Raw genomic sequence first — 9,845 nt, 5'->3', positions numbered from 1 at the left:
GGTCAAGCCCGCTCCCACAACGGTCGCCATCGAACCTGTGGGAGCGGGCTTGACCCGCGATGCTTTTATCAGGGTAGGATGATCCTTCATCCGCACCCAAGGCGCCCTCCATGTTCATCGGTATCCTGCTCATCCTCACCTGGCTGGTCCTGCTGCTGCGCTACCCGGCCAAGGCCTTGCCGATCTCCATGGCCGCGCTGCTCGGCCTGGGCCTGGTGGGCCTGTGGGTGGTGTGGCTGGACAACCGCGAGGCCAGCCAGCTGGCCCGCCTGGAACTGCGCCTGGACTACGCCACCGACGCCTGCCCGGCCGACCGGCCGCTGCGCGTACAAATAAAGAACGCCAACCGCGTGCCGCTGGTCGAGCTGCGCTGGCGCGTGGCCGCCTACGCCCCCGGCGACACCGTCAACCTGGCCGAGAACACCTACGCCGCACCGCGCTACCGCGGCCCCGGCGACCTGCAGCCCGAGGCCAGCTGGCACGACTGCCTGCCCCTGCCCCCCCTGCGCTCAGGCTACCGTCCACAAACCCTGGAATTTCGTGCCGAACACCTGCAGGGTGGGTTTGCCAACTAGTATTTTTGTCAGTTACCTGAGACACGCCAGCCGGGGTTGAATGGAGCGCACCGGAAATCTTGCAGGAGGCACCACCATGTCACTCAGGCCCGTGACCCGCCTCGACCAGCTCCAGGCGCTGCTCGATGATTGCACACGCCAACGCCCGGCCATGGTCATGGTGGGCTCGGCCAGTTGCCCGCCTTGCCGCACGATGCATCCCCATGTTGCACGGCTTGGCAGTCAACATCCTCAGGTCGACTTCCACTATTTCAACGTCGACCTGTTCGAGGATCACCCGCAAGAACCGGCCCTGACCCTCCTGTTCCAGAGCCTGTCGCTGCACTATCTGCCTTCACATATCCTGTTGCCCGTCGCCGGCCCCAACCTCGTGGTGTGCGCCACGAGCATCACCCGGCTGATCGAAGCCCTGACCGAACACCACATTCTGAGGAGAGCCCCCTTCCATGCCCGTCGTCCTGATCACCGGTTGCTCCAGCGGCATCGGCCGCGCCCTCGCCGACAGCTTCAAGTCCGCCGGCTACGACGTGTGGGCGACCGCGCGCAAGGCCGATGACGTCGCCACGCTGATCAAGGCCGGCTTCAGCAGCCGCCAGCTGGACGTCAACGACGAGGACGCCCTGGTGCGCCTGGCCGACGCCATCGAAACGGCCCATGGCGGCCTCGACATCCTGATCAACAACGCAGGCTACGGCGCGATGGGGCCGCTGCTGGACGGCGGTGTCGAGGCCATGCAGCGCCAGTTCGAGACCAACGTGTTCGCACTGATCGGTGTGACCCGTGCACTGTTCCCCTTGCTGCGACGCAATCGCGGCCTGGTGGTGAACATCGGCAGCGTGTCGGGTGTGCTGGTCACCCCGTTCGCCGGCGCCTATTGCGCATCCAAGGCGGCGGTGCATGCGCTCAGCGATGCGCTGCGCCTGGAACTGGCGCCGTTCGGCATCGGCGTGATGGAAGTGCAGCCCGGCGCCATCGCCTCAAGCTTCGCCAGCAATGCCGGGCGCGAGGCCGAGCAGGTGCTGGCGCAAGACTCGCCGTGGTGGCCATTGCGCGAGCAGGTGCGCGCCCGCGCCCGCGCCTCGCAGGACAGACCGACCCCCGCCAGCGCGTTCGCCCAGGGCCTGCTCAAGGCCGTACAGCAGCGTACCCCGCCCGACCTGCTGCGCCTGGGCAACGGCAGCCGCGCCTTGCCGCTGCTGGCCGGCGTGCTGCCCAAACGGCTGCTGGAAAAGGTGCTGAAGAAACGTTTCGGCCTCGACCGCAGCCTGTGATCTGCCCGGTTTGCGGGGGCCTGCGCCGGCGATAGCTGACCCTATCGCTAACTATAAAGTGCACACCAGAGCATTTTCCAAAGCGTCTCCAAGGCCAAGAATCGCCCTCGTACTGGATCGGCTGCATTGCCACAGCGGCGGCGCGCTCCAGGCAATCAGGGAGAAATCTCCAAGGTCGGAGCACCGCTGCCTGCTGGCAGCCTTTCTCACAAATGCAATCAGGCCCTTTCTGGAGACATTCGTGAAACACCTTAACCTTCCGCGCAAGATCCCCACCCAGGCCCGCTCGCGGATGATGGTCGAAACCATCCTCACCTCCACCGCCAAGGTGGTGGTCAAGCATGGCTACCAGGGCACCAACACCAACCTGGTGGCCCAGCGCGCCGGGGTCAGCGTGGGCTCGGTCTATCAGTACTTCCCGAACAAGGATGCATTGATCGCGGCGTTGCATGAGCGCCATGCGCAGGCCATGAACCGGGTGATTCTGGAGGTCGCCGGCGCCCACGAGGTGGCCGACCTGCCGGCCCACCTCAGGCTGCTGGTGCAAGCCCTGCTGCACCTGCACCAGCAGGAACCGGAGCTGCACCGGCTGCTCGACACCGACCTGGCCAACCTGAGCCGCAGCGTCGACGACCTGCAGCACAAGGCCCGCATCACCCTGTCCATCGAGCGCCTGCTGGACCGCTGGCGGGCCACGCTGGCTCACAGCAACCTGCACCTGGCCGCCTGGCTGGCGGCCCAGGTGATCACCTCGATGGTCAAGGCCTACATCCTCGACTCGCCGCAGATGAGCCAGGCGCAGATCGAGGATGCGATCAGCAGCTCGCTGATCGGGCTGTTGTGCCTCCCGCCGGCCATGCCGCTGGCCACCGCCCGCGCCCGCGCGCAGCCGCACAGCTCAGCGGCGTAGCGCCTGGCGCGCCTGCAACTGCTCGTAACGCTCCAGCAAGCGCAGCGCCTGCAGGTAGCTGGGCACTTCCACCACCAGGCCATCGACTTCGGCACGCACGTTGCCGCCCTGGGCCGCCGCCTCGAACGCCGCCACCTGCCGGCGCGCCAGTTCGGCGTCCGCGTCAGCGGGGGTGAGGTAGCGATTGGCGACCGCCACGTGCGCCGGGTTGACCACACCCTTGGCCTGGTAGCCGATGGAGCGGGCGAACTGCATGTCGGCTTCGGCACCCTGCGCGTCGGCAAAGGTGTAGGGCGAGTCGATGGCCAGCACCCCCGCCGCCGCGCATTCGAGCAGAAAGCGCGAGCGCGGGTAATACAGCTCGGTGCCGGCGCGGCTGCGCCCGGCGCCCAGGTCGGCCACCATGTCCTCGGTGGCCACCAGCATCGCCTTGATACGCGGGCTGGCGGCGGCGATCTCGATGGCGCGCACCACGCCCAGCGCGGTCTCGATGTTCGGCACGATCAACGTGCTGCCGGCAGCGATGCCATGGCGCCCCTCAAGCTCGGTGATCAACTGGTCCAGCTCGATCATCTGCTCGCTGCGCTCGACCTTGGACATCATCACCACCTGCGGGCGGCCAGTCATCACTGCCGCCAGGTCCTCGTGGCCACAGGTTTCAAACGGGTTGATGCGCACCGCACTGACCCGCCCGCAGGCGCGCCAGCGCTGCAGGATATCCACCGCCAGTGCACGCGCCTCGGGGCGTCGCGCCGGTGGGGTGAAGTCCTCCAGCTCCTGCACCAGCACGTCGCCATCGCCGTCGAGTGCCGCCAGCAACGCGCGCTCGTCGGCGCCGGGAATGAAGAAAAAGGTGCGGCAAAGCGCCAGTGGGTTGTCCTTGGAAACTGCCATGGTTGACGTCCTGTACAGAGAAGAAAAGGAAGAAAAGAAAGCGCCTCAGAGCATCGCCAGGCCGCCGTCCACGGCGATGGTGGTGCCGCTGACGAACGAGGCCTTGCCCGACAGCAGCCAGGCGATCACCTCGGCGGCCTCCTCGGCACGGCCCTCGCGGCGCAAGGCGGTCATGCCGTGCAGCTGTTCGAGCTTGCCGGCGACGCGCGTGGTGTCATCGAGCATCGGCGTGCGGATCACCGCCGGGGCGACGCAATTGACGGTCAGCCCGCGCGGGCCCAGTTCGCGCGCCAGGCCCTTGCTCAGGGTGATTACCGCGCCCTTGCTGGTGGCGTAGCCGAGCGTGCCGGCCAGGCCGCCGCCGCGAATGCCGGCGACGCTGGCCACGGTGCAGATACGCCCGCCGGCGCGCATCAAGGGCACGCTGTGCTGCACCACGCTGAAGGTGGCAAGCAGGTTGACCTCCAGCAACTGACGCAGGCGCGCCACGCTCAGGTCGTCGAATGCCGTGGTGTCGACCACCCCGGCGCAGGTGACCAGGCCATCGATGCGCCCGCGCCACCGGGCGATTTCGGCGAACACCGCGGCCACTGCCTGTTCATCGCACAGGTCCAGGGCGAACGGCCGATGGCCTGGGCCCAGCGCATGCAGGGTGCGATCCAGGCCGCCTTCGTCACGGTCCAGGCACGCCACCTGAAAACCCTCCCGTGCCAGCTGCAGGGCGGTCGCCGCGCCAATACCGCTGGCCGCACCGGTGACCACCGCCACCCTGTCTTGATTGGTCATGAACACTGCACTCCCTGAATGGCGATACAGGGCCGCTACAACAACGGCGCCTGAGTGGCGGCCATGCTAAAAGAATGCCTGCCGAACAACTACTCGCATTAAAAACCCCACACACAAGAGCCGTGCCCGTGTACCCGCCGTGGATTGCTCGCATTGCCAGGAATATTAAATATTCATGACCAAAGTTCGTTGTCGGCGGCGAAATGCGAGCAATTCAACGCCCCCTTGGAGGCCGCCCCCACAAACGAACCATGGCGTACAACCAGCAGCCAGCAACCCCACGACAGACAAGCGCTGCAGCGCGAAAGCGAGTTCCCTGCAAACAAACGCGAGTAGCCTTACAAGTTCAACTTGCCTAGCATTTGAAACAACTTGAAACCCACTTTCAAGGGACCGAACAAGTTGCCGAGAAGTTTCAAGAACATTTCGCCAACTTCAAACAGAACAAACAAAAGGAAGTGCACCATGAGCCAGAAAGGCTTTGAGACCGTCATTGAAATCAAATACCGCGACACCGACTCGATGGGCCATGTAAGCAGCCCCATCTATTATGACTACATGCAACATGCCTACCTCTGCTACATGCACCACCTGCTGCAACTGCCAAAGAGCGAAAAACTGCCGCACATCATGGTGCGCAGCGAGTGCGACTACCTCAAGCAGGCCATGTACGGCGAAACCCTGGTGGTCAGCAGCGCCGTGGTGAAATTCGGCACCAAGAGCTTCGAGATCGAGCACACCATGCGCCGCCAGGACGATACCCACGAGGTGGTGGCCAGGGCCAAGTCGTACCACGTGATGTTCGACTACGACAAACAGGCCACCGTGCCTGTGCCCCAGGCATTCAAGGATCAGGTCCTGGCTTTCCAGGAAGGCTGAGCCGGCGCTCAGGGACGAACCGTTCGCCGACGCTCAGGCGCCCCGGCGAACCGACTGCAAAGGTACGCTCAATGAAACTCTCCTGGACTCCACAGCAGCTCGCGCTGCTGTCGACCTACCGCGCCATCGGCGTGGAACTGGCCGAGGCGCGGCGCAGCGCCGCCCCCGGTTTCGATCACTACGGCTGGCAACGCCTGTGCGACGCGGGCCTGTGGAAGCTGGTCATCCCGCTCGAATACGGCGGCCTGGGTGAAGACTGGTGGGGCTTCAGTGCCGCGCTGGAAGGCCTGGCCTCGTCGATCCGCACGCCCGAGCTGCTGCTGTCGGTGATTGCCCAGGCCGGCATGGTCCGTGCCCTGATGCTCTACGGCAGCGACGCCCAGAAGGACCGCTACCTGAGCGCGATCCTGGCCGGCGCGCTGAGCGCCACCGGCATCGCCGAACCGGGCACCGGCACCGACGTGCGCAGTATCCACAGCCTGCTGACCCCGTGCGCGGACGGCTACCGGCTGACCGGCAGCAAGTTCAACATCGCCCATGCACCGGTGGCCGACTTCCTGCTGATCGTGACCCGCCTGGCCACCGACTCCAAGCACAACATCGCCCTGGTGATCATCGACAAGGACACCCCCGGCCTGACCCGTGGCGAGCCGGACGACAAGCTGGGCAACAAGCACCTGCCCACCGGCCCGCTGCACTTCGACAACCTGCCGGTGCCGGCCGAACAGGTACTGGGCGAGCCGGGCCGCGGCCTGCAGCAACTGATCAGGATCATCTCGCTGGGGCGTGCGTACTACGGCCTGGTAGCGGCCAACCTGCCCACGCCGTTCCTGGCCGAGGCCATGCACTACGCGGCCAACCGCCAGAGCTTCAACAGCGCCATCGACACCCACCAGTACGTGCAGAAGCGCCTGGTGGACATCGCCATGGGCATGGAGCGCAACCGCTGGATGGTGTACGCCGCGCTCGACCAGCTGCTGGGCAACGACCCCCAGGCGCTGATGAGCTGCTCGATCGCCAAGCTCGGCGCCGCACAGGACTTCATCCACAGTGCCATCAGCCTGCTCAAGCTGTACGGCAGCCTGGGCTACCACGAAGGCGACATCGCCACCCTGGTCAAGGACGCGCTGGGCTTTGCCAGCGTGGGCGGCACCGAAGAGATGCACCAGAAGAACATCTTCAACCAGCTGCTGCGCCTGACCCAGGCCGGCTGACCCCGCAGCGCCCGCCCCTGCCACCTGCGCGCCCGGCCCCACCCGGCGCGCGGGCATGGCAGCGCGAGCGTGGGCGCCCTTGACCACTCCCCTTCCTGGTAGAGAACAGACCCGATGCCGATCGAATCGACTTTACTGCACGCAAGCCCTGTCGCCGCCCTGGCCCCGGTGCCCTTCGCCCAACCGTTCGATGACCACCTGGAACAGGCCGGCCTCGACGAGTTGCGCCAGCACCAATTGCTGCGCCTGCGCCAGACCCTGCTGCATGCCTATACCCATGTGGCCTGGTACCGCGAGCAGTTCCATGCACTGGACGTGCACCCCTACGACCTCAAGCACCTCGACGACCTGGCGCACTTCCCGCTGACCAGCAAGGCACAGTTGCGCGACCACTACCCCTTCGGCCTGTTCGCCGTGCCGATGGACCAGGTGCTGCGCCTGCATGCCTCCAGCGGCACCACCGGCCAGCCCACCGTGGTCGGCTACACGCGCAACGATATCGACGTGTGGGCCTCGCTGGTGGCGCGCTCGATCCGCGCTGCGGGCGGGCGGCGCGGCGACCGCATCCATATCGCCTATGGCTACGGCCTGTTCACCGGCGGCCTGGGCGCACACTACGGCGCCGAGAAACTGGGCTGCACGGTGATCCCGATGTCGGGCGGGCAGACCGCACGCCAGGTGCAGCTGCTCAAGGACTTCCAGCCGGACATCATCATGGTGACGCCGTCCTACATGCTCAACATCGCCGAAGAGATCGAACGCCAGGGCATCGACCCGCAGTCGCTGTCGCTGCGCGCCGGGATCTTCGGCGCCGAGCCGTGGGGCGGACAGATGCGCGGCGAGCTGGAACAGCGCCTGGGCATCAAGGCCCTGGACATCTACGGCCTGTCGGAAGTGATGGGCCCGGGGGTGGCCATGGAGCACCTCGACACCCAGGACGGCCCGACACTCTGGGAAGACCACTTCTACCCCGAGATCATCGACCCGGTCACCGGCGCGGTGCTGCCCGACGGGCAGTTCGGCGAACTGGTGCTGACCACCCTGAGCAAGGAAGCGCTGCCGATGGTGCGCTACCGCACCCGCGACCTCACCCGCCTGTTGCCCGGCAACGGTCGCGCCATGCGCCGCATCGACCGCATCACCGGGCGCAGCGACGACATGCTGATCATCCGCGGGGTCAACGTGTTCCCCAGCCAGATCGAGGAGCAACTGCTCAAGCTGCTGATGTTCAGCCCGGTGTACCAGTTGCATGTCAGCCGCCAGGGCAACCTCGACGTGCTGGCCGTACACGTCGAGCTGCGCCCGGAACACAGCGGCCTGAGCGCCCGGCAGCAACAGGCCGCCTGCCAGCAGCTGAGCCACCAGATCAAGGTGCACGTGGGCATCAGCACCCACATCCAGCTGCACCCGTGCCACACCCTCAAGCGTTCCGAAGGCAAGGCCGGCAACGTCATCGACCTGCGCCGCCAGCCCTAGCGGCGCACCCCCTCTCAAGGATCACGAGGCTCCCCTACTCATGGACATGACCATTGGCGATTTTCTGCTGCGCCGCCTTCAGGAATTCGGCATCCGCCACCTGTTCGGCGTGCCCGGCGACTACAACCTGACCCTGCTCGAACAGGTCGAGGCGCTGCCCACGCTCGACTTCATCGGCAACTGCAACGAACTCAACGCGGCCTACGCGGCCGACGGCTACGCCCGCACCCAGGGCTTCGGCGCGGTGCTGACCACCTACGGGGTGGGCGACCTCAGTGCACTCAACGGCATCGCCGGCGCCTATGCCGAGCGGGTGCCGGTGATCATGGTGTCGGGCATGCCGCCGCTGCACGCGATCATCGACCGGGCCCTGATGCACCACACCCTGGGCGACGGCAACTACGACAACATCATGGTGACCCTGCGCCAGTTCACCGTGGCCCAGGCGCGCATCACCGTGGAAAACGCCGCCATGGAAATCGACCGCGTATTGCAGACCTGCTACCGCGAACGCCGCCCGGTGTACCTGCAACTGCCCAGCGACCTGGCCACCCTGCCGATCGAGGTGCCCGACACGCCGCTGCAACTGAGCGAGCCGCGCAGCGAGCCGGGGCAACTGCAGGCGGTGGTACGGGCGCTGGTGGCTCGCCTGGATGCCGCCAGCTCGCCGGTGCTGCTGGTGGACATGGACGTGGCGCGCTTTGGCCTGGTGCCCCAGGTGCTCGAGCTGATCGAGCGCTTCGACCTGCCCTTCGCCTGCCTGCCGCCGGCCAAGGCCATGCTGCCCGAGTCGCACCCGCTGTTCCTCGGCACCTACGCCGGTGCCGGCTCCGCGCCCGGCGTGCGTGCGGCACTGGAGCAATCCGACTGCGTGATCAGCCTTGGCGCACGTTTCACCGACACCAGCACCGCGCTGTTCTCCCACAGCTTCATGGACGGCGCGCTGATCCAGCTGCACGCCTACGCGGCCTCGATCGCCAGGCAGCACTACACCGCCGTGAGCCTGGGCCAGGTGCTCCAGGCGCTGGGCCAACAGGCGCTGGCACGCGAGCGCCGCGCCCAGCGCATCCCGCCGTTCAGTGCCAGCCCGGCGTTCGCCGCGCTGTCGGGCAAGCCGCTGAGCCAGCTGCGCTTCTGGCAGCGCATCGGCCACCTGATCGAAGCCGACGACCTGGTCATCGCCGAAAGCGGTACCTCGTCGGCGGGCATCAGCGGCCTGCGCCTGCCGACCGGGGCAACCTGCATCACCCAGCCGATCTGGGGCTCGATCGGCTACACCCTGCCCGCGCTGCTGGGCAGCCTGCTGGCCGCACCGACACGCCGCCAACTGCTGTTCATCGGCGACGGCTCGTTGCAGATGACCGTGCAGGAGCTGTCGACGATTCTGGCGCACAACCTCAAGCCGGTGATCTTCCTGATCAACAACGATGGCTACACCATCGAACGGCTGATCCTGGGCGAGCATGCCAGCTACAACGACGTGAACCCCTGGCGCTATGCGCAACTGGCCAGCGTGCTGGACACCCGCGAGCGCTCGCGCAGCTTCACCGTGCACACCGAGGACCAGCTCGAAGATGCGCTGGCCCAGGCCGCACAGGCCGACACGCTGGTGTTCATCGAAGTGGTGATGGAACGCATGGACGCGCCCGAATCGCTCAAGCGCTTTGCCCGGCTGTTCGCCGAGTTCGACTACGGGCTGCAACCGGCCAGCCTGCCGGTGATTGCCGGCTGAAGGCCGCGCCCGGGCGAGTCGCTCGCCCGGGCGCGGCAGGGTGCATCAGGCGATGGAACGAACCACGCCGCCATCCACGCGCAGGGCTGCGCCGGTGGTGGCGCTGGC

10 protein-coding genes are annotated in these 9,845 nt (G+C 66.6%); 8 read left to right on the top strand and 2 right to left on the bottom strand.

What is annotated here, in order from left to right; translation table 11 throughout:
- Positions 1–110 precede the first annotated feature (110 nt).
- The 4 genes from QMX96_RS25695 (at position 111) to QMX96_RS25680 (ending at position 2,756) form a co-directional block, all read left to right on the top strand.
- Positions 111–575, top strand: a complete 465-nt coding sequence (locus QMX96_RS25695) for a multidrug transporter (protein ID WP_282362671.1) — start codon at positions 111–113, stop codon at positions 573–575.
- Positions 576–651: 76 nt separating this feature from the next.
- Complete coding sequence (locus QMX96_RS25690; RefSeq protein WP_282362670.1) at positions 652–1,131, top strand: thioredoxin family protein; 480 nt, start codon at positions 652–654, stop codon at positions 1,129–1,131.
- Positions 1,022–1,846, top strand: a complete 825-nt coding sequence (locus tag QMX96_RS25685; RefSeq protein ID WP_054914855.1) for an SDR family oxidoreductase — start codon at positions 1,022–1,024, stop codon at positions 1,844–1,846. Before QMX96_RS25690 ends, QMX96_RS25685 begins: the two co-directional genes overlap by 110 nt.
- 241 nt (positions 1,847–2,087) lie before the next feature.
- Positions 2,088–2,756 (top strand): TetR/AcrR family transcriptional regulator, encoded by a 669-nt coding sequence (locus tag QMX96_RS25680; RefSeq protein WP_052504232.1) that lies wholly within the window; start codon positions 2,088–2,090, stop codon positions 2,754–2,756.
- Here QMX96_RS25680 and QMX96_RS25675 read toward each other — a convergent pair.
- Both QMX96_RS25675 and QMX96_RS25670 read right to left on the bottom strand, forming a co-directional pair.
- Positions 2,745–3,650, bottom strand: coding sequence for a CoA ester lyase (locus QMX96_RS25675; RefSeq protein ID WP_282362669.1), 906 nt, complete (start codon positions 3,648–3,650; stop codon positions 2,745–2,747). The genes QMX96_RS25680 and QMX96_RS25675 overlap by 12 nt on opposite strands.
- A 45-nt stretch (positions 3,651–3,695) precedes the next feature.
- Positions 3,696–4,436, bottom strand: a complete 741-nt coding sequence (locus QMX96_RS25670; RefSeq protein WP_054914857.1) for an SDR family NAD(P)-dependent oxidoreductase — start codon at positions 4,434–4,436, stop codon at positions 3,696–3,698.
- Between the two features lie 465 nt (positions 4,437–4,901).
- On the opposite strand from QMX96_RS25670, the gene QMX96_RS25665 reads away from it, so the two are divergent.
- The 4 genes from QMX96_RS25665 (at position 4,902) to QMX96_RS25650 (ending at position 9,737) form a co-directional block, all read left to right on the top strand.
- The gene (locus QMX96_RS25665) at positions 4,902–5,315 is read left to right on the top strand and encodes an acyl-CoA thioesterase (protein ID WP_043860990.1); all 414 of its coding nucleotides are present in this window, start codon (positions 4,902–4,904) and stop codon (positions 5,313–5,315) included.
- Positions 5,316–5,386: 71 nt separating this feature from the next.
- Positions 5,387–6,529: an acyl-CoA dehydrogenase family protein gene (locus QMX96_RS25660; protein ID WP_078479507.1), complete on the top strand. Its 1,143-nt coding sequence runs from the start codon at positions 5,387–5,389 to the stop codon at positions 6,527–6,529.
- A gap of 114 nt (positions 6,530–6,643) precedes the next feature.
- A complete protein-coding gene (gene paaK, locus QMX96_RS25655; RefSeq protein ID WP_054914859.1) occupies positions 6,644–8,005 on the top strand; it encodes a phenylacetate--CoA ligase PaaK in 1,362 nt (453 codons plus the stop codon).
- A 40-nt stretch (positions 8,006–8,045) separates the two neighbouring features.
- Positions 8,046–9,737, top strand: a complete 1,692-nt coding sequence (locus tag QMX96_RS25650; RefSeq protein WP_253086583.1) for a thiamine pyrophosphate-binding protein — start codon at positions 8,046–8,048, stop codon at positions 9,735–9,737.
- Positions 9,738–9,845: the final 108 nt, after the last annotated feature.

It is taken from the genome of Pseudomonas sp. PS01300 (genome assembly GCF_029960155.1).
Taxonomy (GTDB): domain Bacteria; phylum Pseudomonadota; class Gammaproteobacteria; order Pseudomonadales; family Pseudomonadaceae; genus Aquipseudomonas; species Aquipseudomonas palmensis.
Note: the sequence above shows the minus strand (reverse complement) of the source record. Positions and strands in the feature narration are given on the sequence as shown.

What these genes read in the sequence shown, in the direction of transcription:
- QMX96_RS25675 (WP_282362669.1), bottom strand. Translation starts at nt 3,650, where the DNA reads ATGGCAGTTTCCAAGGACAACCCACTGGCGCTTTGCCGCACCTTTTTC.
- QMX96_RS25670 (WP_054914857.1), bottom strand. Translation starts at nt 4,436, where the DNA reads ATGACCAATCAAGACAGGGTGGCGGTGGTCACCGGTGCGGCCAGCGGT.
- QMX96_RS25690 (WP_282362670.1), top strand. Translation starts at nt 652, where the DNA reads ATGTCACTCAGGCCCGTGACCCGCCTCGACCAGCTCCAGGCGCTGCTC.
- paaK (WP_054914859.1), top strand. Translation starts at nt 6,644, where the DNA reads ATGCCGATCGAATCGACTTTACTGCACGCAAGCCCTGTCGCCGCCCTG.
- QMX96_RS25660 (WP_078479507.1), top strand. Translation starts at nt 5,387, where the DNA reads ATGAAACTCTCCTGGACTCCACAGCAGCTCGCGCTGCTGTCGACCTAC.
- QMX96_RS25650 (WP_253086583.1), top strand. Translation starts at nt 8,046, where the DNA reads ATGGACATGACCATTGGCGATTTTCTGCTGCGCCGCCTTCAGGAATTC.
- QMX96_RS25665 (WP_043860990.1), top strand. Translation starts at nt 4,902, where the DNA reads ATGAGCCAGAAAGGCTTTGAGACCGTCATTGAAATCAAATACCGCGAC.
- QMX96_RS25695 (WP_282362671.1), top strand. Translation starts at nt 111, where the DNA reads ATGTTCATCGGTATCCTGCTCATCCTCACCTGGCTGGTCCTGCTGCTG.
- QMX96_RS25685 (WP_054914855.1), top strand. Translation starts at nt 1,022, where the DNA reads ATGCCCGTCGTCCTGATCACCGGTTGCTCCAGCGGCATCGGCCGCGCC.